This is a genomic window from Kitasatospora sp. MAP5-34, assembly GCF_029894335.1.
Lineage (GTDB): Bacteria > Actinomycetota > Actinomycetes > Streptomycetales > Streptomycetaceae > Kitasatospora.
The window spans coordinates 65093-87481 of sequence record NZ_JARXZC010000034.1; the positions used below are offsets into that span (position 1 = coordinate 65093).

Consider the following 22389-nt stretch of genomic DNA (forward strand, 5'->3'; position numbering starts at 1 on the left):
GTACCTGCCGACGACGCGGCCTCAACCGCCGACCTGGACCACGTACTTGCCGGTGGCGCGGCCCTCGGCCATCAGGTCGTGGGCGGCGGGTACGTCGGCGAGGGACGCCAACTCGCTGAGGGGGAAGGCGAGTCGGCCATCCGCGAGGAAGCCGAGGACGCGGCTGGTCGCGTTGGCGACCTTGGCCGGTGCAGCGGCGACCAGGCCGCGGTGGCTGAAGCCGGTGATGGTGAGGTTGCCGCTGAGCAGGCGCCCGGCGGGCGGCAGGGCGTCCACCGTGCCGCCGCCGGCGTTGCCGAACAGGACGATCCGTCCGCCGGGCGCGGCCACCTCGAGGTCGAGCGCGAGGGCTGTGGTGCCGAGCGGGTCGAGTACGAGATCGACCCCCCGGCCGCCGGTCGCGGCGCGGACGGCTTCGGCGAGGCCGTCGCCCCGGGCGATCGCGAGGTCGTAGCCGCCCTTCTCGGCGGCGGCGGCCTTCTCGGGGCGCCCGACGGTGCCGATCAGCCGTCCGCCGCCCAGCAGCGGTACGAGCTGCGCGATCGCGCTGCCGATCCCGCCGCCGGCCGAGTGCACCAGGACGGTGTCACCGGGGGTGAACCGGCCGGCCTCGGTGAGCAGCAGGAGTGAAGTCGCCAGCCCCAGCGGTACGGCGGCGGCCTCCCGCAGTGCCACCCCGTCGGGGACCGGTACGACCAACTCGGCGCGGGCGAGTGCGACTTCGGCGAGGCCCCGGCCGGTCGGCACGGCCGCGACCCGGTCCCCGACGGACAGGCCGCCGACCTCCGCCCCGAGTTCGCGGACGGTGCCCGCGATCTCCAGGCCGGGCCGGTGCGGCCACTCGAAGGCGTACCCGGTGTCGCCGCGCCGGGCCATTACATCGACGAAGTTCAGCCCCGCGTAAGCGACGTCGATCGACACCTCGCCCGGCCCCGGGCGAGGCGCGTCGACCTCTCGCACCTCCGAGTTCTCCGATCCTCCAGGCGCGGTCATCACCAAGGCACGCATCTCCGGCTCCCCTCCAGCGGTTACGATGTTCTACGAACGACGAAATTAGTACCACGCATATTCGATGATTGTCGAACATGGAGGCTGTCCGTGCCCCGATCGCGCCAGCGCCGCGCTCCGCTGACCCATCCGGAGGCGGCCGACATCGAGCTGCTCGATGTCCTGCACGCACTCTCCGATCCCAGCCGGATGACGATCGTCCGGATTCTCCGGGCCGAGCCGGAGCGCGCCTGCGGCACCTTCCCGGTCGACGTGGCGGCGTCCACGCTCAGCCACCACTTCAAGGTCCTCCGCGAAGCCGGCCTCATCCACCAGCGCGAGGAGGCCAACCGCAGGCTCACCGCCCTGCGCGCCGACGAGCTGCAGGTCCGGTTCCCGGGCCTGTTGGACGCGATCCTGGCCGCCGCCGAGCCCACCGAGCCCGCCGAGTCCTGACGGGCACGCGAAGGGCCTTCCGCCCCACCGGGTGACTCCGGTGAGGCGGAAGGCTTCTGCGTTCACTGACGGAGTGTCAGCTCTTCGGGGTGGTCAGGTCGTAGACCGTGGTGCCGCCGACCGTCCGGGCGGTGAAGTGCGCCGCCACCCAGGTCGAGATCTGCTGGGAGTCGGAGGACGAACCGGAGCCGGACGAGCCTCGGCCCGTACCGCCGCCCATGCCGCCGCCACCGAGGAAGTAGTGCACCTTGCCGTCCTTCACATACTGCTGGAAGGCGCTCAGGCTCAGCGACGGGTCGGTGCCGTTGAAGCCGCCCAGGGCCATCACCGGCTTGCCGGTGGCGAGTTGGTAGCTGGCCTGGTTCTGCGAGCCGATCGCCGCCGCCACCCAGGTGTAGGAGCCGGCGTTCTGCTTCAGCAGGTCCGCGAGCTGGCTGCTCACCTTCGCGCCGTCGATCAGGCCGCCCATGCCGCCGCCGCCCGCTCCGCCGAAGCGCCCGCTCTCCCGGGCGCCGCCGGCACCCCCGAAGCCGGGGAAGTTACCGCCGCCCGGAACCCCGCCCGGGACCCCGCCCGCGAGGCCACCCTGGAACCCGCCCGGCCGGCCCTGCCGCTGCCCGCCCGGGAACCCGCCGCCGGCGAAGCCCCCACGCTGACCGGCCCGGCCGCCCTTCCCGCCGAAGCCGCCCTTGCCACCGAAACCGCCGGGCCCGCCGAAGCCGTTGGCGCCGCTCACCCGGGGCCCGGCCGTCGGGATCGAGCCGGTGTGCCCGGTCGAGACCGTGTCCAGCGCGTACGCCGTCGGCCCGCCGAACGAGGCGGCCAGTGCCACCAGCCCGACCACCGCCGCCAGCCGCCCGGCCAGCCGTCCCGTCAGCAGCAGCGCGCCCGCCGCCGCCAGCCCGCCGAGCAGCACCGCCCAGCGCAGCCATGGCGCGAACGACGCGCTGCGCCCGAGCAGTACGTACCCCCAGACGGCGGTGACGGCGACCACGGCGGCGAGCATCGCCGCGTACGGCAGCTGCTTGCGCGCCCGCCACAGGCCGTCCGCGCCCATGCCGACCAGCGCGGCGACGGCCGGGGCGAGTTCGACCGTGTAGTACTGGTGGAAGATCCCGGACATGAAGCTGAAGACCAGCCCGGTGGAGAGCAGCCAGCCGCCCCACACCAGGAACGCGGTCCGGGCGCTGTCGGTGCGCGGGTGCCTGCGGGTCGCCCAGAGGCCGAGCACCAGCAGGATCAGCGCGGCCGGGAGCAGCCAGGCGATCTGACCGCCGATGTCGGTGCCGAAGAGCCGGGTCGGCCCGGTGCTGCCCCACCCGCCGCCACCGCCCCCGCCGCCCCCGCCGCCGACGCTGCCGGTCTCGTTGCCCGTCAGCCGGCCGAAGCCGTTGTAGCCGAAGGTGACGGAGAGGAAGCTGTCGTCCTGCGAACCGCCGACGTACGGCCGCGCGGAGGCGGGCAGCAGCTGCACGATCGCGACCCACCAGCCACCGGCGACCACCATCGCCAGTCCGGCGTAAAGCAGTTGGCGGACCCGCCGCCAGACCCCGGTCGGCGCGACCACCAGGTAGATCACCGCGAAGGCCGGAAGGATCAGGAACGCCTGCAGCGTCTTGGTCAGGAAGCCGAAGCCGAACATCACGCCGACGAACAGCAGCCACCGGGTGCTCGCGGTCTCCGTCGCCCGGACCAGCCCGTACGCGGCCAGCGTCATCAGCAGCGTCAGCAGGGCGTCCGGGTTGTTGAACCGGAACATCAGCGCCGCCACCGGGGTGAGCGCGAGGGCCGCGCCCGCCACCAGGCCGGCCAGCGGCGAGAAGCGGCGGCGGACCGTCGCGTACACCGTGCCGACCGTGGCCACCGCCATCAGCGCCTGCGGCGCGAGCACGCTCCAGGAGCTCAACCCGAAGACCCGGGCGGCGAGTTCCATCGGCCACAAGGACATCGGCGGCTTGTCGACGGTGATGAAGTTGGCGGCGTCGGACGACCCGAAGAAGAACGCCTTCCAGCTCTGGCTGCCGGCCTGGACGGCGGCGGAGTAGAAGGAGTTGGCCCAGCCGGAGGCGGAGAGGTTCCAGAGGTAGAGCAGCGCGGTCGCGGCCAGCAGGCCGAGCAGCGCGGGGCGGACCCAGCTCGGGTCGTCCGGGCGGCCGCGCCAGGCGCGGGCGGGGAGGGTGCCGAGCCGGCCGCCCCAGGAGCCGGGGCCCTTGGGGCCCGGCTCGGGGAGGTCGGCGGGCGGGAAGAGCGGGCCGACCGCCGCGCTCCCCGCTGGAGTCCCCGCCGGGGTCGGCGGCGGGAAGTTCGCAGCCTCGGGCCACGGTTCACTGGTCGGCGGGAGAGAACTGGTCGTGGTCATGGGGGATACGCTCGGTCGCGCCGCTGAGATTTCCGTGAGACCCAGCTATGAGCGCGGTGTAATCTCCCGCAAGCACTCCCGAAGCCACTCCCGCAACCGCTGTCGCCGCAGGTCAGGCGGTGTGCACCTGCTGCGGCGGGGTGAGCCGCTGCCCGAGCCACGCCAGGGCCGGGGGGATCTCCCTGGTCCAGGTGTGGAAGTTGTGGCCGCCGCTGTCCAGCGTGATGGTCGACAGCTTGGTCGGGGCCTTGAACGCGGCGACCATCTTCTGCGTCGCCGGGTAGTCGTCCTCGTTGGGGCTGGACGCCAGCAGCAGCGAGACCGGAGCCGCCGGGGTGTTCTGCAGCCGCCAGAGCAGGTCGTTCTGCTGCTTGAGCTGGGCGCTGCCGGAGAAGAGGTCACCGGTGGTCGGGTCGATCGGCGCGGTGTAGTAGCCGGAGAGCGAGACCGCCGCGCTGTACGCGCCGGGCTTGCGCAGCGCGAACTTCAGCGCGCAGTACCCGCCGGTCGAGTTCCCGATCACCGCCCGCGCCTGCGGGGTGTCGTTGATCCGGTACTCGCCGGACATCGCCTTCGGCAGGTCCTGGGTGAAGAAGGTCTCCACCTGGGGGCCGTTCGGGACGTCCATGCACTCGGTGTCGCGGTTCCCGTCGCCCTCGACGGTCGACCGCATCATCACCAGCACGGTCGGCGGCAGCTGCCCGGCGTTGATCGCCTTGAGCGTGGAGGCCGGGTACGCCATCAGCGAGATCAGCTTCTCGGCCGAACCCGGGTAGCCCGCCAGCACCAGGGCCATCGGGAACTGCTGCTGGGCGAAGCCTGGTTGGAAGTACTGCGGCGGCAGGTACACGTACGCGGTGCTGCTCAGCCCGGAGCTGGCGCCCTTGATCGAGACGGCCTGGATCACCCCGGAGCGGTCCTTCGCCGACCCCTTGTCGGAGTACATCTTCTGCTCGCCGGTCACCGAGATCGCCTGGCCGGGCTGGTGGTCGACCACCACCCCGGGCTTGCCGTCGAGGCCCAGCAGGTCGCTCCAGGTGGTGTAGAACCCGAAGTACGAGTTCGCCACCAGCCCCATCGCCACCAGCACGGCGACCTGGGTGACGAGGAACGCGCCGATCCGCCCCACCCAGGCCTTCCAGCCCCGGCCGGCGAGCTTGGGCCAGAGCCACATGGTGGCGGCGAAGACGGCCACCGCCAGCACGGCGGCGATGATCTGGAGCGGGAGTCCGGTCAGGCTGGGCATTGGCTGATCGTAGATGACCGTTCTGAGAGCCTTCGCGAGGCCCCTGCCGTGGAGCCCGAGCGCAGGTCAGGAGGCTGCTCGAGGGGTCCGCCGCTCCCAGTCGCGGTCGAAGACGACCGAGCCGCCCTCCAGCGCGGTGAGGTGGTTGTGGGTGGTGAAGTGGGTGGCGTCGCAGCTGATCTCGGAGCGGGTGCGGACGGTGACGTCCCAGCCGATGTCGGGGCGTTCGAAGCGGATGGTCCAGTCGGAGCGGGTGCGGGCGCTGAGCGGGTCGTCGGAGTGGATCTGGTACGACTGCACGGCCTGCTCGTCGACGACCAGGCCGTCCGGGTAGGTACGGGAGCCGCCGTAGCCGGGGTCGACCTCCAGCCGCCATTCGCCGGTGGCGACGTCGTGGAGGACCAGGCGCTCGGGGCGGGCGGCGAGCGGCTCGGTGACGTGGACATCCAGGCCGGCGGCCTGCTCGGGGGGCTCGAAGGTGATCGGCGGGCTGCCGGCGTCGGCGGCCAGGTGGCGGACGGGCAGGGTGAGGACGCTGTGGCCCGGGTCCAGCTCGAAGCCGCCGGTGCCGGGCTGCGGCCAGACCCACGGCCAGTACGCGGAGGAGAGCGCGAGCCGGAGCCGGTGGCCGGCGGGGAAGGCGTGGGCGATACCGGTCAGTTCGAGGTCGACGTCCTCGACGGCGCCGGGCGACCACTCCACGATCCGGTCCCGCCCCTGCCGGGCGGAGAGGTTGAGTACCCCTCGGGTGACCAGAGTTGACGATCCGTCAGGTGTTACGTCGCAGATCCGCGCGACCACCTGCCCGCGCCGCTCGTCGCACCGCACCCGCAGCCGCAGGCCCGTCCGCCCGAGGATCTCGACCCGCTCGGGCAGTGGGGTGGAGTCGAAGCAGACCGACCGCCCGTCCTCCGCCCGCTGGTCCGCCGGCAGGTCGGAGGCGTTGCCGAACGGGACGAACCGCCCGGCGTCCACCCCGGTGTGCTGCGGTGACCGGACCCGTACGAAGCGGTCGTCGGAGGGCGTCCCGGCCGTGCGCAGCGCGTCGTCCAGTCCGTAGTGGATGCCCCGGACGTCGGGTGAGGGCCAGGCGTCGTCGCCGACCCAGCGCCCGGGGCGGTTGGCGTAGGCCGTCGCGGGCGGGACGGACTCGTTCATCCAGGTCCGCAGTGCGGGGTCGGCCGGTACGCCGGTGTCGAGGTCCTTGAGCCAGTGGTCCCACCAGCGCAGCGTCTCCTGCAGGAAGCCGATCGCCGGGCCGGGCGGCAGCCCCTGGTCCGGGTACTGCTGCGGCCACGGGCCGATCAGGCCCCGGACGGGCGCGTCCAGGTGCTCGACCAGCCGCAGCACGGTGTCCCGGTACGGATCGGCCCAGCCGCCGACCGCCAGGACGGCGGCTCTGATCGCACCGTAGTCCTCGCAGACGCTGCCGCGCCGCCAGTAGTCGTCCCTGGTCTGGTGGGCGAGCCAGGGGTGGACGAGCGGCTCGACGGCCCCGAGCCGCTCCAGCCACATCGGCCGCCAGTCGTCCCCGACGAACTTCGGGTCCGGCGGCCGGGCGGTGAAGGCCAGCGAGGTGGCCGACCAGGCGTGCGTTCCGACGGCCAGCAGTGAGCCGCCCAGGTAGTGGGCGTCGTTGTCGTACCGGTCGTCGGTCGAGCAGACCGTGACCACGGCCTTCAGCGCGTCCGGCGCGAGCGCCGCGATCTGCAGGCTGTTGCAGCCACCCCAGGAGACGCCGAACATCCCGACCCGGCCGCTGCACCAGGGCTGCTCGGCGAGCCACTCGACGACCGCGACACCGTCGGCGAGTTCCTGTTCGGAGTACTCGTCCCCGGGCAGCCCGCCCGAGTTCCCGTGCCCCCGGAGGTCCACCCGGACGGAGGCGTACCCGTGCCCGGCGTACCAGGGGTGGCGCTGGGCGTCGCCCGCCGCCGTCCAGTCGGTGAGCCGGTGCGGGAGGTACTCGAGCAGCGCGGGCACCGCTTCCTCGGTGAGGGGGCGCCAGATCCGGGCGTACAGCTCCGTGCCGTCCGGCAGCGGGATGCGCAGATCCTCGCGGGTGGTCCGGTGGGGATACGAGGCTGGGTGCTGCATGGACGCTCCCGGACTGGTCAGCGGACGGGTCATAACGGACTTTACGTCCCATTTCCTGACTCTTCGTGACCTACGGGTCTATCGGGGTGGGATTCGGGGGCGCTTCGACTCATCGCGGGGGCTCGCAGTTGCACATAAGTTGCAACTGCTACCAAGTCCGGGGAAAGATGGCCCAGCTCAGCCGCCAGATTCTCCGAAAGGACCCCGCATGCCAGCGCCAAGCCGCCTGCGAGACCGGCTCACCCGGGACGAGTGGATCCGCCTCGCCGGGATGGGCGGTTTCATCCTCGCGCTGCACGTCATCGGCTGGTTCACGCTGCTCGCGATCATCGCGCCCAAGCACTACGACATGGGCGGTCAGGTCTTCGGCGCGGGCATGGGCCTGACGGCCTACACGCTCGGCATGCGGCACGCCTTCGACGCCGACCACATCGCCGCGATCGACAACACCACCCGCAAGCTGATGGGCCAGGGCAAGCGGCCGCTCTCGGTCGGCTTCTGGTTCTCGCTCGGCCACTCGTCCATCGTCTTCGGGCTCTGCGCGCTGCTCGCCTTCGGCATCCAGTCCCTCGCGGGCCAGGTACAGACCGACGGTTCCTCGCTGCACAAGACCACCAGCCTGATCGGCACCACCGTCTCCGGCACCTTCCTGGTGCTGATCGGCCTGATCAACCTGGGCGCCTTCAACGGCATCCTCAAGGTCTTCCGCCGGATGCGACTCGGCGAGTTCGACGAGGCCGAGCTGGAGAAGCAGCTCGACAAGCGCGGCTTCATGAACCGCATCCTGGGCCGGGTCACCAAGGCCGTCACCAAGTCCTGGCACATGTACCCGGTCGGCCTGCTCTTCGGCCTGGGCTTCGACACCGCGACCGAGGTCTCGCTGCTGGTGCTGGCGGGCGGCGCGGCGGCCTTCTCACTGCCCTGGTACGCGCTGCTGGTGCTGCCCGTGCTCTTCGCGGCCGGGATGAGCCTGCTGGACACCATCGACGGTTCGTTCATGAACTTCGCCTACGAGTGGGCCTTCTCCAAGCCGGTCCGCAAGATCTACTACAACCTCACCGTCACCGGGCTCTCGGTGCTGGTCGCGCTGGTGATCGGCCTGATCGAGCTGATCGGCCTGCTCGGCGACAAGCTGAACATCACCACCGGCCCGATCGGCTGGATCTCCAAGCTCGACCTCAACCTGGTCGGCTACGCCATCGTCGGCCTCTTCGTCCTGACCTGGGCGGGCGCGCTCGCGTTCTGGAAGTTCGGCAAGGTCGAACAGAAGTGGTCAGCCGGCCTGACCACCGAACCGGTAGCGGCCCCGCCCGTAACCCAGGCAGCTGAGTAACCACAATCAGGGGCGCGAGGAACTGCGCGAAACCGGAAGGCAACGACCCGCAACCCTCCCACCTTGGCTCAGTTGCACCATCTGAAGGGGTGCGGGGAACTGCGCGAAACCGGAAGGCTACGGCCCTCAGCCCGGTCCCGCGCAGCCCCCGCACCCCGTAAACGTCAGCTACACGTGAGCTGGGGCGCAGCCCAGTCCGCATGGTCGGAGGTGTTGCCGTCGCCCCCGTCCGTCACCACCAGCCGGAGCTCGTTCGCCCCCGTCAGGTCCGCCGACAGATGCTGGGCGGGCTGGAGCCAGCGCATCAGACCGGTGCCGGCGACCTTGGTGCCGTCCCGGTAGATCTCGAAGGTCACCGAGCCCCGGGGGCCGGCCTCGTCGTCGACGCCCACGTCGGTGCTCACGTTGGTGCAGGTGCCGCCGAGGTAGTAGACGACCTCGCTGTAGGCGTTGGTGCCCAGGCCCTTGCTGTACTTCACGCCCTGGATGGTGATCGGGCCGCCGTCGCCGGGGGCCTGCTCGCCGTTGCTCATGTCCTTCTCGACCGGGCCCCAGCCGTTGACGGCCGAGGTCCAGGTCAGGTCGCTGACGGCATGGGTACCGGCCGCCGGGCCGTCGCCGCAGGCGATCCGGGGGTTGGCCCAGTCCGCGTGGTCCCAGGCGATGCCGTCCCCGCCGTCGGTGACCACCAGGCGCAGCTTCGCCGCGCCGGTGAGGTCGGCGCTCAGGTGCCGGACCGCGTCCTTGCCGGTGACCACGCCGGTGTCGGCGACCTTGGTGCCGTCCCGGTAGATCTGGAAGTCCACCGTGCCGTTCCCGTACGTCTCGTCGTCGACGCCGACGTCCACCGTGAGGTTCTTGCAGGCGCCGCCCAGGTAGTAGCCGACGTCGCTGTTGGCGTGCACCCCTAGCCCCTTGGCGTAGGTGGCGCCCCGGATCGAAATGGTCCTGCCGTCCCCGGCTTTGATGTCGCCGTTGCTCTCGTTGCGCTCGACCGGACCCCAGCCGTTGACCGCCGAGATCCACGGCAGGTCACTGAGCTGGTTCATCCCGGTCGGCGGCGGCACCGGGCTGCCCGGGGTGACCCGGAGCATGACCGTCCCGTGGGCGGGGACGGCGACGCTGATGGCGCCGGTGGTCGAGCTGGTCTGCTTGGACCACAGGTCCTTGACGCCGTACGAGGTCGCGCCGCCGATGCCGAGCGTCTGCACGGTGGTGGAGATCGTGGCGGGGGAGGAGTTCTCGTTGGTGAGCGTGACCGCCCGGCCGCCGTCCGCCAGTGGCTTGGACATCACCACCTGGCCGCCGGAGGAGGAGACGACGGTGCCCTGCCGGCCCAGCGAGTCCTGGTCGACGGCGATGACGTCGGTGTTCGTCAGGATGTCGAGGGTGGCCTGCGAGGCGGTGCGCAGGTCGCTGCCGATCAGCAGCGGCGCGGCCATCTCGGACCAGAGGCTGAAGTGGGTCCGGTACTCCGCGTCGGTCATGCCGCCGTTGCCGACCTCCAGCATGTCCGGGTCGTTCCAGGCGCCGGTCCGGGCGTAGGGGGCGAGCGCCTGGTTCTGGTGGGCGATGGCGATCATGGTCGCCCAGTTGTCGCTGATGTCGCCCGTGGTCCGCCAGGAGTTGCCGACCGGCTGCGCCCACGTCCACGGCTCGGTCGAGCCCCACTCGCAGATGCTGAGCAGGATCGGGCGGCCGGTGGCGTTGAGCGCGTCGCGCATCGCCTTGTAGCGGGTCTGCGTGTCCAGGCCCTCGTTGTTGCAGTTGTCGTACTTGAGGTAGTCGACGCCCCAGGAGGCCCACAGGTTGGCGTCCTGTTGCTCGTGCCCCAGGCCGCCGGGGAAGCCCTGGACGTCGCAGGTCTTCGAACCGGCGCTGGAGTAGAGCCCGAACTTCAGGCCCTTGCTGTGCACGTAGTCCGCGACGGCCTTGATCCCGTGCGGGAAGCGCACCGGGTCCGGCACGAGGTTGCCGGAGGCGTCCCGGTTGGGCAGCGCCCAGCAGTCGTCGATGTTGACGTACTGGTAACCGGCCGCCTTGAGGCCCTTGCTGACGAAGAGGTCGGCGATTCCCTCGACCATCGTCTCGTTGAACTCCGCCCGGCAGTGGGTGGAGTTCCAGTTGTTGAAGCCCATCTGCGGGGTCAGCGCCAGGCCGTTGTCCAGGGCCATCGCGGGTGGGGCCACGGCGAGTTGGACGGCTGCGGCGAGGGCGCCGCCGCCGGTCATCAGGGCGAGCGAGGTGAGCGCTGCGGCTGAGCGGCGGCGCCAGGAAGTTCTGCGGGACAGCACTGGGCGGCTCCTGCAGTGTGAGGGTAGGTGTCGGCCACGAAGGCATCAAAGCTCGACGTGTTCCAACGGAATGCAACATATGACAGCGGCGTTTCAGGTCCACGTCAAGAGGGCCGACCGAGCCGGGTTGTGGCTGATGACGGGCTGGCAACTGGAACTGACGTTGACTCAGGCTGATCCGTGCAGCGCAATCCGCATGTTCGATAATGTTTGATCTTGGCCTCGGCGGGCCAGAATCCAAGTCGGGTCGAGCGGACATGCCGAGAGGGCGTGGCCGCCGGTGCGGTCACGCCCTCTGGGGGTTCTGTGCTCTGTGGGTCTGTGTTCTGTGGGTCTCTCGGGCTCTGGTCAGTGGCCGAGCGCGGTGAGTACCGCTCCCGCCATCGCCTTCTCGCCGTAGGCGTTGGGGTGGAACGGCACGGCGGGCTGGCCCGGCAGGGCGCCCTCGATCCAGCGGTCGTCCGAGCAGACGTCGTGCCCCTTGGTGGCGGCGGTGGTGTCCACGAAGGTCGCGCCGTTGGCGGCGGAGGTGTCGGCGAGCATCGAGTTGACCTGGCCGAGGATGCCGTGCAGGTAGGCGACGTCGCCGACGGTCACGGGCTGGCGGCCGGCGCAGGTCGACGCGTCGGCGGGCAGCACCTCGGGGTAACCGACCACGACGACCTTGGCGTTCGGGGCCTTGGCGTGGATCTGCTGCAGGGTGTCGGCGAGTTGCGGGGCGGCGGCGTTGATCCGGTCGACGAGGGTGTCGTCGCCGTACTCCCAGGCCCAGTCGCTCCAGTTGAAGTACTTGTGCCCGTAGTAGTTGTGGCAGGGCGTGCCGAACGGGTCGACCACGGCGCCCGCGATGCAGGTGGCGATCACGTCGGCGATGCCGAGGGACGAGGTGCCGAGGTCGTTGCCGCCGATGCCCAGAGTCACCAGGGAGGTACCGGAGTTGACGGCGTTCAGCTGCGGGTCGTTGACCCGGATGAACGCGTCGTACTGGGCGGAGGTGATGTCCTTGATCTTGGCGGCCGAGCAGGTGACGTCCGTGTAACTGCTGCTGCCGAGTGCGGCGGCGACCAGGTGGCCGTAGTTGTGGTCCGAGCGCAGGCAGAGTCCGGCGGACTGGCCGGGCACTCCGGCGCCGGCCGCGTACGAGTCGCCGAGCGCCACATAGGCGCCGGAACCGCTGTCGGCGTGGGCTGCGGGGGTGGCCAGCGCGGTGAGCGTGGCCGCCAGGACCACGGTGCTGACCAGGGTGGACGTTCGCTTCAGGGCAGGGCTGAGCACGGTTCCTCCTGGGGGAGAGAAACAAACAAGGCGGGTGGGGGTGTGCCGGGCCACAGCTACTACTCAGTAAGTTACTGTCAGGTTACATAGCTGTCCAGGGAATTGGGCGATAAGTTTCCCGAATATCCATCAGGCGGGTATTCCGAATTTCGCTCCACGGTGTAGCGCAGGTAATTCGGATACGGGGTGGAGCGTAATTCGCGGCCCGGCCCGGCCCGGGTGGGCCGCCGGCTGGTTGACCCCGCGCCCGGCAGACCGCAGAATCCGACACACCCCGCTGTCCCCGCCGTCCACCGGAGGAACGCTCGTGGCACTCGACGCCGACGTCATCGTCATCGGAGCCGGACTCGCGGGCCTGGTGGCCACCGCCGAACTGGCCGACGCCGGGCGCAAGGTGATCCTGCTCGACCAGGAGCCCGCCGCCTCGCTGGGCGGCCAGGCGCACTGGTCCTTCGGCGGCCTCTTCCTGGTCGACTCGCCCGAGCAGCGCCGGATGCGGATCCGGGACTCGTACGAACTGGCCTGGCAGGACTGGCTCGGCACGGCCGGCTTCGACCGCGCGGAGGACGGCTGGCCGCGTAAGTGGGCCGAGGCGTACGTCGCGTTCGCGGCGGGCGAGAAGCGGGCCTGGCTGCGCGCGCAGGGCGTGCGGTTCTTCCCGGTGGTCGGCTGGGCCGAGCGCGGCGGGCTGCTGGCCAGCGGGCCGGGCAACTCGGTGCCGCGCTTCCACATCACCTGGGGGACGGGCCCCGGCCTGGTCGAGCCGTTCGCCCGGCGGGTCCGGGCGGCGGCGGCCCGCGGTCAGGTCGAGCTGCGCTTCCGCCACCGCGTCACCGGCCTCGCCGCCACCGGCGGCGTCACCGACACCGTCAACGGCGAGGTGCTGGTGCCGAGTTCGGCCGAGCGCGGAGTGGCCAGCACGCGCGAGGTCGCGGGCTCCTTCGAGCTGCGGGCGCAGGCGGTGATCGTCACTTCCGGTGGCATCGGCGGCAACCACAACCTGGTCCGCAAGGCCTGGCCCGCCCGGCTCGGCACACCCCCCGAGCGGATGCTCTCCGGCGTTCCCGCGCACGTGGACGGGTTGATGCTGGGCATCACCGGCGCCGCCGGGGGCAACCTGATCAACGGTGACCGAATGTGGCACTACACCGAGGGCATCGAGAACTGGAACCCGATCTGGCCGAAGCACGGCATCCGGATCCTGCCCGGCCCGTCCTCGCTCTGGCTGGACGCGCGCGGGCGGCGGCTGCCCGTCCCGCTGTTCCCCGGCTTCGACACGCTGGGCACGCTGGAACACATCATGACGACCGGTTACGACTACACCTGGTTCGTCCTTACCCAGAAGATCATCGAGAAGGAGTTCGCCCTCTCCGGCTCCGAGCAGAACCCCGACCTGACGGGCAAGAACATCGGCCAGGTGCTCGGGCGGGCGCTGCCCGGCGCCACCGGGCCGGTCGAGGCGTTCAAGGAGCACGGCGCGGACTTCGTCGTCGCCGACGACCTGGCGACGCTCGTGCGCGGGATGAACGACAAGACCCCGGAGGCCCTGATCGACGAGGCCGAGCTGCGCCGCGAGATCGAGGCCCGCGACCGCGAGATGGCCAACCCGTTCAGCAAGGACCTCCAGGTCACCGCCATCCACGGCGCCCGCCGCTACCTCGGCGACAAGCTGATCCGCACCGCCACCCCGCACCGCCTGCTCGATCCCAAGGCGGGGCCGCTGATCGCCGTCCGGCTGAACATCCTCACCCGCAAGTCGCTGGGCGGCCTGGAGACCGACCTGTCCTCGCGGGTGCTACGGGCCGACGGCTCGGTGCTGGACGGCGTGTACGCGGCGGGGGAGGCAGCCGGTTTCGGTGGCGGCGGGATGCACGGCTACCGCTCGCTGGAGGGCACCTTCCTCGGCGGCTGCCTCTTCTCCGGCCGGGCGGCCGGCCGCGCGGCGGCCCGGGCCACGGCGTAGCGGGAGTGGGGCAACCAGGAGGGGCGCGGTGCTCGGCCCGATGGACAGGCAGAGCACCGCGCCCCTGCTTTGGTTGCCGACGGAGGCGTCAGCGGCTGACGTAGACGCTGTCCATGAAGTTCATGATCTGCTGGTCCGTCAGGTGCTGGCCCTCGCGGTGGCCCTTGGCGAGGTCGGCCTCGCTGATCATGCCGACCAGGCGGTCGCCGTCGATCACCGGGATGCGGCGGATCTGGTGCTGCTCCATCTTCTTGAGGACGGTGTCCATGTCGTCCTCCGCGCGCACGCAGTGCAGATGACCGCCGAGGTCCATCGCCTTCATCATCGACGGGTCCTTGCCCTCGGCGATACATCGGACGATGATGTCACGGTCGGTGATGATGCCCTTGAGCTTCTGGTCGCTGCCGCAGATGGGCAGCGCGCCGACGCCCATGTCGCGCATCATCCTGGCCGCGTCCATGAGGGTCTGGTCGGCCTGGATGCACTGGGCTCCGCTGTGCATGATGTCACGCGCTGTGATCACGGGAGATCCTCCTCGTTCGCCCCGTTCCGTCGGCCCCGGCGGTCGCGGCCGTGCGGGATCGGAGCAGAGTGTGATGGTGTCGTCACCATAAGCAGGGTGGTGCTGACCCCGCACGCCGAGGAGTCCGGTCGCGGTGGGTGCACCAGGGCCGGGCACGGGTCGGACACGGTTGCGTCGGGCCGGATCGCGTCGGGCAGAATCATCGGGTGCGGGGGCCGTCGGCTCCGCCGTGATCGCCGGACCCAACGGCCTGCGGCTGCTGCGCGTGAGCGCGTGTCGGCGGGCCCTCTCGGAAGGAAGCTGATGGCTCGTCGCCCCCGCAAGGAGACCGCCGCCCCGGCCGCACCTGTCACGGTCACCGTCTGCCGGGGCTGCTGCTGCGGAGTGGCGGTGAAGCACCCGGACGTCGACCACCCCGGTCAGCTGGAGCGGCTGCGTACGGGCATCGGTACGGCAGGGAAGGTCCGGGCGGTCCCGTGCCTGGACGCCTGCGACCACTCCAACGTGGTGGTGGTCAGCCCCTCCGCCGAAGGGCGGAAGGCGGGCGGACGGCCGGTCTGGCTGGGATGGGTGCTGGCCGACGACATGCTCGACGAGATATCCGACTGGGTCCAGGCGGGCGGCCCCGGCATCGCGGAGCCGCCCGGGACGCTCGACCTGCAGCAGTTCGCGGTCTCGCGGCGCGTCGGCCAGGGCCTGCCCGCCTGAGGCTGTCGGAGTTGACACCGCCGGAGTTGACATCGTCCGCCGAACCGGATCGAACCGGCCCGGCGGACGGTGGGATGCTGGGCTCATGGAGGAACTGAATGGCAGGCCGGTGGGCCCCGAGGAGCTCCGGGCGCTGGCACTGACCAACTACGGGCACTTCACGACGATGCGGGTCGAGGGCGGCCGGGTGCGCGGGCTGGCGCTGCACCTGGAGCGGCTGGTCCGGGACTGCCGGGTGGTCTTCGGGGCGGAGCTCGACCCCGGACGCCTGCTGGAGTACCTGCGCCGGGCGGTGCCGGCAGGCGGCGGCGCGGCGGTACTCCGGGTGACGGTCTTCGACCCCGCGCTCGACATCGGGCACATCGGCGGCGACGCCGACCCGGCGGTACTCGTGACGGCCCGCCCGGCGGGCGGCATGTCGCTGCCGGCGATCCGGGTGCGGTCCATGGAGTTCGTACGCGATCTGCCCGCCGTGAAGAGCGTCGGTCTGTTCGGGGCGCTGCACCAGCGACGGCTCGCGCAGCGGGCCGGTTACGACGACGTCCTGTTCGTCGACGGCCGGTCGGTGGTCTCCGAGGGCGGCACCTGGAACATCGGCTTCGTCCGGGGCGACGAGGTGGTCCGGCCCGAGGCCGACAGCCTGCCGGGCACCACGATGGAGCTGCTGCGACAGGTCCGCGACTGGCGGACGGAAGAGGTGACGCTCGGTCGGCTCGGCGGGTTCGAGGCGGCCTTCGCGACCAACGCCGCCATCGGTGTACGGCCCATCGCCGCCGTGGACGACATCGCCTTCGCGGCGGACCACCCGGTGATCGACGAGCTGCGCAAGGCGTACTTCGGCATCCCGGACGATCAGTTGTAAGCCCGGACGGGCCCCGGCGCCCTCCCCGCTCGAATCGGCCCTACGATGGGGGCAGGATCGCGGGGGGCCGTCGAATTCTGGTTTCCATGGCACTGCCCCGCAACAAGCCGGGGGTGTGGGGGACGTGCGTATTCGGGCCCAGGTGGGAATCATCGGAGCGGGGCCGGCCGGACTGGCGCTGGCCAACTCCCTTGAGCAGCTCGGGATAAGCACGGTGGTGCTGGAGAAGTACTCCCGGGCCCACGTGGAGTCCCGGGCCCGGGCCGGTCTCATCGAGCACCGCACGGTCGCCTTCCTCGACTCGCTCGGACTCTCCGGGCGGCTGCGGGCCGAAGGGGTTCCGCACGCGAGCTGCGAGTTCCGGTACCGGGGCGAGAGCTTCTCGATCCCGTACGGTGAGCTGGCGGGCGGCTACGAGCACTACGTCTATCCGCAGCAGTTCCTGGTCCGGGACCTCGCCGACGCCTATCTGGAGCGCGGCGGGCGGCTGTACTTCTCCCACCCGGTCACCGGGGTGGACGTCGACTCGGCGGTGATCAGCGCGCAGTCCGCGGCGGATGGCGCGGAGTTGGTCGTCGAGTGCGACTTCGTAGCCGGATGCGACGGCTTCCACGGCGTCTCCCGCCAGGCGGTCCCGGCGGAGCGGCTCGGCGCGTTCTCCAAGCGGTATGAGTTCGGCTGGCTGGCGGTCCTCGCGCAGGCGCCCCCCTCCACCAAGGAGATCGTCTACGCCCTGCACGAGGACGGGTTCGCCGGCCACATGCTGCGCACCCCGACGGTGAGCCGCTACTACCTCCAGTGCCCGGTCGGCGACTCGGCGGACAACTGGAGCGACGCGCGCATCTGGGAAGCCCTGGAGCGGCGGCTCGCGGTGCCCGGCTGGGAGCTGTCGACCGGCCCTGTCATCGAGAAGGCCGTGCTGGACATGCGGAGCTACGTCGCGGAGCGGATGGACCACCGGAAGCTGTTCCTGGTGGGGGATTCCGCCCACATCATCACCCCGGCGGGCGGCAAGGGGATGAACCTGGCGATCGCCGACGCACAGGAGCTGGCCGCCGGGCTGCGGGCCCACTACGCCGACGGGGAGAGCGGCCGCCTGGCCGGCTACTCCGCCACCTGCCTCTCCCGGGTCTGGCAGGCCCAGGAGTTCTCGCACTGGATGCTGCAGCTGCTCCACGCACCGGAACCGGGCTCCGGCGAACGGGAGTTCATGCACCGGCTCCAGCTCTCGAGGCTGTCCCAGCTGAGGAGCGTGCCCAGCTACGCCGCCATGTTCGCGAACTCCTACGTCGGCGTCGTCTGACCCGCCCGGGTCCGCTGCCCAGACCTGCGCACCGGGTGGGACGGCGGCGTTCAGCAAGCACCGTCGGGACAGTCGGCACCGGCTGACGGCGGATCCATGCGTGGGTGTCCGGCGTGGGTGTCCGGATGTGTCCAGGCCTGGAGTCTACAACTGAGGCCGTTCCAGGGGGAGATCTTGATCATGTCAACCATTACTGTGTCACCTGCAACGGCGTTCAGTGCTGCCGAGACGCGGATGCTGCTCGCCTCCGACGGGTCGACCACGCTGCTGCTGCAGGCGCTGCTGGGGCGGCGGCTGCACCTCGAAGTGCCGTATCAGAGCAGGTTCCTGGCACTCGAGTTTCCGCACGAGATCCGCGCCGCCATCGAGGCGGACCCGCACCACGAGCTGCTGGTGCGTCACTCGGAACTGCGCACCGAGTCCGGAGCCGTCGTCTCCCGCAACCTCGTGGTGGCCAACGCGGAGCAGCGCGGAGCCATGTACGGGCTGCTCGGCGATCGCCGTACCCCGCTGGGACACGGCCTGATCGCGCTGGGGCTCAGCCAGTCCCGACGGTTGATCGCGTCGGGGCTGGACCACTGGGAGGCCGACGGCAGCGCGGCCCGCTGCGCCTTCAAGTCCTACGTGCTCTCCGAGAGCGGCGTCCCGTCGATCTACATCCACGAGAGGTTCAACCCCGAATTCGTACCGGCGGACCGGGCGCCCGCCGCCACCGCCCTGGACGCTCCCCGAGCGAGCGCTGCCGTACCCGAGGACGGCACGCGGATCGACGACTACGCGATCCTGCGCCGCGCCGGCGAGCAGTGGGACGACCGGCCCTGACGGTCGGGCGGGCCCGCAGCTGTTGCGGGCCCGCCGCCGCTCCCACTTTCCTGAGAGCGTCACTTCCTCAGAGCGTTACTTCTGTCAGAGCGTCACTTCTTGAGCGCGGCGAGCTGTTCGGCGAGGGTGTCGCTGTGCTGGAACGTCAGACCCGCGAGTGCCACGTGCTTCCAGCGGACCGCCCCGTTCTCGTCCAGGATGAACACCGACCTGCGCAGCCCGAGCCCGGGCACCGCGATCCCGTACGCCTTGGCGACCGCCCGGTCGGCGTCGGCCAGCAGCGGGAAGGCCAGCCGGTGCTTGCGCGCGAACGACTCGTGGCTGTCCAGATCCTGCGGGCTGACGCCCCAGACCGTCGCGCCCAGCTCCTTGAACCGGTCGAGGTCCGAGGTGTACGAGCAGAGCTGCTTGGTGCACACCGTCGTGTCGTCACCGGGGTAGAACACCAGCACCAGCGGGCCGCCCTTGGCATCGGCGAGCCGGTACTCACGCCGCTCGGCGGTGTCGCCGCCCAGCAGCAGACCGGGCAGCACGAAGTCGGGGGCGGTGGAACCGGGCTCGGGGGGCTTGGGCATCGGGATTCCTTCGGGGGGCGGGGACCTTCGGGGGCGGTGCACTGTGGCCCGGGGCACGGCGGTCACGTCCGCCGTCGTGGGGCCATCTCGGTAGTACGGTGGCACAGTAACGGCTGAAGGAGTTCATGATGACCGCCATGGCCACCGGCCGGCCGCAGATGCGGGTCGAGGAGTTCGAGCAGATCGCCGCAGCGGCTCCCGAGACGGTGACGCTGGAGTTCATCAACGGACGGTTGGGGGTCAAGGCCGTGCCCGACGGCGACCATGGCGCGATCATCATGTGGCTGCTCCGGCAGTGCATGCAGCACCGGCCGGAGCTGGACCTGCACATCGATCAGGGGCTGCGCGTCGAGCAGTACCGCAGCGGGTGCGCCCGGCCGGACGGCGTGCTGGCGCCGGTGGCTCACTTCGCGGGGCAGGGGGAGTGGGCGGCGCCCGAGGGCGTCCTGATGGCGGTGGAGATCACCTCCTACGACACCGACACCGACCGGCGCGACCGGGTGGAGAAGCCTGCCGCGTACGCCCAGGCGGGCATCCCGGTGTACCTGCTGGTCGACCGTGAGCGCTGCGAGGTCGCCGTCCACAGCGATCCGCGAGGTGGCAGATACCGCACTGCTGTGACCCGCGCTTACGGAGACCCGGTCGACCTTCCCGCTCCGGTCGGGTTCAGGCTGGAGACGGAGATCCTCAAGACGTACGTGCGCTGAGCCGCTGCCCGAGTGGTCCGGTTCAGCGGCGGGGGCCGTACATGATGACCGCGACTCCGGCCAGGCAGATGGCCGCGCCCGTCACGTCGTACCTGGTCGGCCGGAAGCCGTCCACGACGACGCCCCAGAGCAGCGAACCGGCCACGAACACCCCGCCGTACGCGGCCAGTACCCGGCCGAAGTGACTGTCCGGCTGGAGGGCGGCCACGAAGCCGTAGCCGCCCAGCACCACGACGCCGATCCCGGCCAGCCACCAGGGCCGGGACTCGCGCACACTCTGCCAGATCAGCCAGCAGCCGCCGATCTCGGCGACGGCGGCCAGGGCGAAGAGGGCGATGGAGCGCAGGACGGTCATGTTGATGAGCCTAGGTCACCGGCCCAGGTGACCGGCCAGGGTCACCGGCCAGGGTCACTGCCGGTACGTGGTGAGGAAGCGCCCGATCCGGCTGATGGCCGTCTCCAGGTCGTCCGCGCGGGGGAGGGTGACGAAGCGGAAGTGGTCGGGGCGGGGCCAGTTGAAGCCGGTGCCCTGGACGATGTGGATCTTCTCGCGGAGCAGCAGGTCCAGCACGAACTTCTCGTCGTCGACGATCCGGTGCACCGCCGGGTCCAGCTTGGCGAAGGCGTACAGCGCGCCCTTGGGTTTGACGCAGCTCACGCCGGGCAGCTCGTTGAGCGCCCGCCAGGTGACGTCGCGCTGCTCGGTGAGGCGGCCGTTCGGCAGCGTGAGGTCGTTGATCGACTGGTGGCCGCCGAGTGCTGCCTGGACGGCGTACTGGGCCGGGACGTTCGGGCAGAGCCGCATGCCCGCGAGCATGGTGAGGCCCTCAAGGTAGTCCTTGGCGTGCTGCTTGGGGCCCGAGACCATCAGCCAGCCGCTCCGGAAGCCCGCCACCCGGTACGCCTTGGAGAGGCCGTTGAAGGTCAGCGTCACCACGTCGTCGGCGAGCGCGGCGAGGCAGTGGTGCTCGACGTCGTCGTAGAGGATCTTGTCGTAGATCTCGTCGGCGAGCACCATCAGGCCGTGCCGGCGGGCGAGTTCGAGGATGCCCTCCAGCAGCTCCTTCGGGTAGACCGCGCCCGTCGGGTTGTTGGGGTTGATGACGACGATGGCCTTGGTGCGGTGGCTGATCTTCGAGGCGATGTCGTCGAGGTCGGGGTACCACTCCGCCTCCTCGTCGCAGAGGTAGTGCACCGCCTTGCCACCGGCCAGGCGCACCACCGCCGTCCAGAGCGGAAAGTCGGGCGCAGGGACGAGCACTTCGTCGCCGTCGTCCACCAGCGCCTGGACGGCCATCTGGATCAGCTCGGAGGCACCGTTGCCGAGGTAGACGTCGTTCACCGTGACGCCCTCGACACCGCGCTGCTGGTAGTACTGCACCACGGCCCGCCGGGCGGGCAGGATGCCGCGCGAGTCGCTGTAGCCGTGCGCGTTGGGGAGGTTGCGGATGATGTCCTGCAGGATCTCCTCCGGCGCCTCGAAGCCGAAGGGCGCCGGGTTCCCGGTGTTCAGCCGGAGCACGCTGTGCCCGGCCTCCTCCAGCGCGTTCGCCTGGTCGACCACCGGCCCACGGATCTCGTAACACACGCCCGCAAGCTTGCTGGACTGTCGAAACTCCATCAGCGGCCTCCCGACCGTCACACCGCACCATCGTCTGGTTGCTTTGTTCTACCAAGTAACCACTTGGAAAGTCCAACCTTTTGACTATGCTGATCCGCATGTCACGCCGAAGCTACGACCAGTACTGCGCCATCGCCCGCGCCCTGGACGCCGTGGGCGAACGCTGGAGCCTCCTGATCGTCCGTGAGCTGCTCGGGGGCCCGCGCCGCTACACCGACCTGCACGCCGACCTGCCGGGCGTCTCCACCGACATCCTCGCCACCCGCCTCAAGCAACTGGAGGGCGAGGGCCTGGTCGTCCGCCGCAAGCTGGAACGCCCGGCCAACGCGACGGTGTACCAGCTGACGGAGCGCGGACTGACGCTCCGTCAGGTCGTCGGGGCGCTGGGGGAGTGGGGCCTCGACGCGTTGGGCGAGCCCCGGCCGACGGACGCCGTGCGGGAGCACTGGGTCACGGGGGTGGCGGGTGGCGCCTCTGCGGCTGGTGTTGCTGCTGGTGGGGGATCGTAGGGCTGAGCGAGGGCGTTGGGCGATGCCCTACGCGCTGTGCCCATCTGTCGACACAACAGGAGCCTCCATCAGAGTGATCTGATGGAGGCTCCTGAATTTCCGCCATTCCTGTGGAGCCGAGGAGAACTTATTTAAATGTCCGTGACTGCCCAGTTCCTGTTGGCCAGAAGCCTCAGATTGGGCCCGATATCCTTCCCGGTGACTTCCTCCGAGCGCCAAGCCACTGGGAAGGCATGGAAGGGCAGCAGCTTGTCTTCACCGCGCCGGATGGTTCACCCATCGAGCCGTCCACGCTTACCCGGCACTTCACAGCGTTGTGCGGAACGGCCCGGCTTTTCCGCATCCGGTTTCATGACCTCAGGCATACCGCCGCGACCCTGCCGCTCGAACAGGGCGTCGAACTGGTCGTGATCAGGGAACTCCTCGGCCATGCCCACATCGGCGTTACCTCCACCGTCTACACGTCCGACTCCGCCTCCAACGCGACGCCATCGACCTCCTCGGCAACGCCCTCCGCAACCCCGCCCAGCCCGCCACCCGGCCCGACGACAGCGACGAACCGCCACTTTGTGCAGCAGGGCTTCGGCGTAGTTGGCTGACGCCCGGTTTGTGGTGATCTGTTGGCTGGTGGGTGCCCTGAAGGCAGGACAGGCGCGGCTTCCAAGATCATGGAGTTCTCGACACCCCGTGACCTGTCTGGAAGACCGTGCCTGCCGACGCAGCATCCCCGATCCCGCCTGCCCTTGACC

18 protein-coding genes and 2 pseudogenes are annotated in these 22389 nt (G+C 70.6%); 10 read left to right on the forward strand and 10 right to left on the reverse strand.

Features of this window, described 5'->3' with window-relative positions; all coding sequences use genetic code 11:
* Positions 1-21 precede the first annotated feature (21 nt).
* Entirely contained in the window at positions 22-1008 is a 987-nt protein-coding gene (locus tag P3T29_RS24525; RefSeq protein ID WP_280718777.1) for a zinc-binding dehydrogenase, read from the reverse strand.
* A 90-nt stretch (positions 1009-1098) separates the two neighbouring features.
* Here P3T29_RS24525 and P3T29_RS24530 point away from each other — a divergent pair, with 90 nt between their 5' ends.
* Complete coding sequence (locus P3T29_RS24530; protein ID WP_280718778.1) at positions 1099-1443, forward strand: helix-turn-helix domain-containing protein; 345 nt, start codon at positions 1099-1101, stop codon at positions 1441-1443.
* Positions 1444-1519: 76 nt separating this feature from the next.
* Here P3T29_RS24530 and P3T29_RS24535 read toward each other — a convergent pair whose 3' ends face one another.
* The 3 genes from P3T29_RS24535 to P3T29_RS24545 form a co-directional block, all read right to left on the reverse strand.
* Complete coding sequence (locus tag P3T29_RS24535) at positions 1520-3802, reverse strand: glycosyltransferase family 39 protein (protein WP_280718779.1); 2283 nt, start codon at positions 3800-3802, stop codon at positions 1520-1522.
* Between the two features lie 112 nt (positions 3803-3914).
* The gene (locus P3T29_RS24540) at positions 3915-5048 is read right to left on the reverse strand and encodes an alpha/beta hydrolase-fold protein (RefSeq protein ID WP_280718780.1); all 1134 of its coding nucleotides are present in this window, start codon (positions 5046-5048) and stop codon (positions 3915-3917) included.
* A gap of 66 nt (positions 5049-5114) precedes the next feature.
* Entirely contained in the window at positions 5115-7145 is a 2031-nt protein-coding gene (locus P3T29_RS24545) for a CocE/NonD family hydrolase (protein ID WP_280718781.1), read from the reverse strand.
* 208 nt (positions 7146-7353) lie between these two features.
* Here P3T29_RS24545 and P3T29_RS24550 point away from each other — a divergent pair, with 208 nt between their 5' ends.
* Positions 7354-8478 (forward strand): HoxN/HupN/NixA family nickel/cobalt transporter, encoded by a 1125-nt coding sequence (locus P3T29_RS24550; RefSeq protein WP_280718782.1) that lies wholly within the window; start codon positions 7354-7356, stop codon positions 8476-8478.
* Positions 8479-8642: 164 nt separating this feature from the next.
* Here the strand turns inward: P3T29_RS24550 and P3T29_RS24560 are convergent, their stop codons facing one another.
* Together P3T29_RS24560 and P3T29_RS24565 are read right to left on the reverse strand one after the other, a co-directional pair.
* A complete protein-coding gene (locus P3T29_RS24560) occupies positions 8643-10772 on the reverse strand; it encodes an NPCBM/NEW2 domain-containing protein (RefSeq protein ID WP_348532858.1) in 2130 nt (709 codons plus the stop codon).
* 348 nt (positions 10773-11120) lie between these two features.
* Entirely contained in the window at positions 11121-12047 is a 927-nt protein-coding gene (locus P3T29_RS24565; RefSeq protein ID WP_280718783.1) for an SGNH/GDSL hydrolase family protein, read from the reverse strand.
* Between the two features lie 307 nt (positions 12048-12354).
* Here P3T29_RS24565 and P3T29_RS24570 point away from each other — a divergent pair, with 307 nt between their 5' ends.
* The gene (locus P3T29_RS24570) at positions 12355-14010 is read left to right on the forward strand and encodes an FAD-binding dehydrogenase (RefSeq protein ID WP_280718784.1); all 1656 of its coding nucleotides are present in this window, start codon (positions 12355-12357) and stop codon (positions 14008-14010) included.
* An 88-nt stretch (positions 14011-14098) separates the two neighbouring features.
* Here the strand turns inward: P3T29_RS24570 and P3T29_RS24575 are convergent, their stop codons facing one another.
* On the reverse strand, positions 14099-14533 hold the full coding sequence (locus P3T29_RS24575) for a CBS domain-containing protein (protein ID WP_280718785.1): 435 nt from the start codon (positions 14531-14533) through the stop codon (positions 14099-14101).
* Positions 14534-14836: 303 nt separating this feature from the next.
* Between P3T29_RS24575 and P3T29_RS24580 the strand changes: the two genes are divergently transcribed.
* The 4 genes from P3T29_RS24580 (at position 14837) to P3T29_RS24595 (ending at position 18228) form a co-directional block, all read left to right on the forward strand.
* Positions 14837-15241, forward strand: coding sequence for a (2Fe-2S) ferredoxin domain-containing protein (locus P3T29_RS24580; RefSeq protein WP_280718786.1), 405 nt, complete (start codon positions 14837-14839; stop codon positions 15239-15241).
* An 85-nt stretch (positions 15242-15326) separates the two neighbouring features.
* On the forward strand, positions 15327-16103 hold the full coding sequence (locus P3T29_RS24585; protein ID WP_280718787.1) for an aminotransferase class IV family protein: 777 nt from the start codon (positions 15327-15329) through the stop codon (positions 16101-16103).
* Positions 16104-16245: 142 nt separating this feature from the next.
* A complete protein-coding gene (locus P3T29_RS24590; protein ID WP_280718788.1) occupies positions 16246-17406 on the forward strand; it encodes a 4-hydroxybenzoate 3-monooxygenase in 1161 nt (386 codons plus the stop codon).
* Between the two features lie 180 nt (positions 17407-17586).
* A complete protein-coding gene (locus P3T29_RS24595) occupies positions 17587-18228 on the forward strand; it encodes a hypothetical protein (RefSeq protein ID WP_280718789.1) in 642 nt (213 codons plus the stop codon).
* Between the two features lie 92 nt (positions 18229-18320).
* On the opposite strand, the gene P3T29_RS24600 is transcribed toward P3T29_RS24595, so the two are convergent.
* Positions 18321-18803 (reverse strand): peroxiredoxin, encoded by a 483-nt coding sequence (locus P3T29_RS24600; RefSeq protein ID WP_280718790.1) that lies wholly within the window; start codon positions 18801-18803, stop codon positions 18321-18323.
* A 128-nt stretch (positions 18804-18931) separates the two neighbouring features.
* On the opposite strand from P3T29_RS24600, the gene P3T29_RS24605 reads away from it, so the two are divergent.
* The gene (locus P3T29_RS24605; RefSeq protein ID WP_280718797.1) at positions 18932-19510 is read left to right on the forward strand and encodes a Uma2 family endonuclease; all 579 of its coding nucleotides are present in this window, start codon (positions 18932-18934) and stop codon (positions 19508-19510) included.
* A 22-nt stretch (positions 19511-19532) separates the two neighbouring features.
* On the opposite strand, the gene P3T29_RS24610 is transcribed toward P3T29_RS24605, so the two are convergent.
* Positions 19533-19865, reverse strand: coding sequence for a YnfA family protein (locus P3T29_RS24610; protein ID WP_280718791.1), 333 nt, complete (start codon positions 19863-19865; stop codon positions 19533-19535).
* A 54-nt stretch (positions 19866-19919) separates the two neighbouring features.
* Positions 19920-21131 (reverse strand): pyridoxal phosphate-dependent aminotransferase, encoded by a 1212-nt coding sequence (locus P3T29_RS24615; RefSeq protein WP_280718792.1) that lies wholly within the window; start codon positions 21129-21131, stop codon positions 19920-19922.
* Between the two features lie 98 nt (positions 21132-21229).
* Between P3T29_RS24615 and P3T29_RS24620 the strand changes: the two are divergent.
* Together P3T29_RS24620 and P3T29_RS24625 are read left to right on the forward strand one after the other, a co-directional pair.
* Positions 21230-21580, forward strand: a pseudogene (locus tag P3T29_RS24620) (helix-turn-helix domain-containing protein); the annotation flags it as partial.
* Between the two features lie 270 nt (positions 21581-21850).
* Positions 21851-22256 (forward strand): annotated as a pseudogene (locus tag P3T29_RS24625) (site-specific integrase); the annotation flags it as partial.
* Between the last annotated feature and the right edge of the window lie 133 nt (positions 22257-22389).

What these genes read in the sequence shown, in the direction of transcription:
- P3T29_RS24525 (WP_280718777.1), bottom strand. Translation starts at nt 1,008, where the DNA reads ATGCGTGCCTTGGTGATGACCGCGCCTGGAGGATCGGAGAACTCGGAG.
- P3T29_RS24535 (WP_280718779.1), bottom strand. Translation starts at nt 3,802, where the DNA reads ATGACCACGACCAGTTCTCTCCCGCCGACCAGTGAACCGTGGCCCGAG.
- P3T29_RS24540 (WP_280718780.1), bottom strand. Translation starts at nt 5,048, where the DNA reads ATGCCCAGCCTGACCGGACTCCCGCTCCAGATCATCGCCGCCGTGCTG.
- P3T29_RS24545 (WP_280718781.1), bottom strand. Translation starts at nt 7,145, where the DNA reads ATGCAGCACCCAGCCTCGTATCCCCACCGGACCACCCGCGAGGATCTG.
- P3T29_RS24550 (WP_280718782.1), top strand. Translation starts at nt 7,354, where the DNA reads ATGCCAGCGCCAAGCCGCCTGCGAGACCGGCTCACCCGGGACGAGTGG.
- P3T29_RS24580 (WP_280718786.1), top strand. Translation starts at nt 14,837, where the DNA reads ATGGCTCGTCGCCCCCGCAAGGAGACCGCCGCCCCGGCCGCACCTGTC.
- P3T29_RS24585 (WP_280718787.1), top strand. Translation starts at nt 15,327, where the DNA reads ATGGAGGAACTGAATGGCAGGCCGGTGGGCCCCGAGGAGCTCCGGGCG.
- P3T29_RS24595 (WP_280718789.1), top strand. Translation starts at nt 17,587, where the DNA reads ATGTCAACCATTACTGTGTCACCTGCAACGGCGTTCAGTGCTGCCGAG.
- P3T29_RS24600 (WP_280718790.1), bottom strand. Translation starts at nt 18,803, where the DNA reads ATGCCCAAGCCCCCCGAGCCCGGTTCCACCGCCCCCGACTTCGTGCTG.
- P3T29_RS24605 (WP_280718797.1), top strand. Translation starts at nt 18,932, where the DNA reads ATGACCGCCATGGCCACCGGCCGGCCGCAGATGCGGGTCGAGGAGTTC.
- P3T29_RS24610 (WP_280718791.1), bottom strand. Translation starts at nt 19,865, where the DNA reads ATGACCGTCCTGCGCTCCATCGCCCTCTTCGCCCTGGCCGCCGTCGCC.
- P3T29_RS24615 (WP_280718792.1), bottom strand. Translation starts at nt 21,131, where the DNA reads ATGGAGTTTCGACAGTCCAGCAAGCTTGCGGGCGTGTGTTACGAGATC.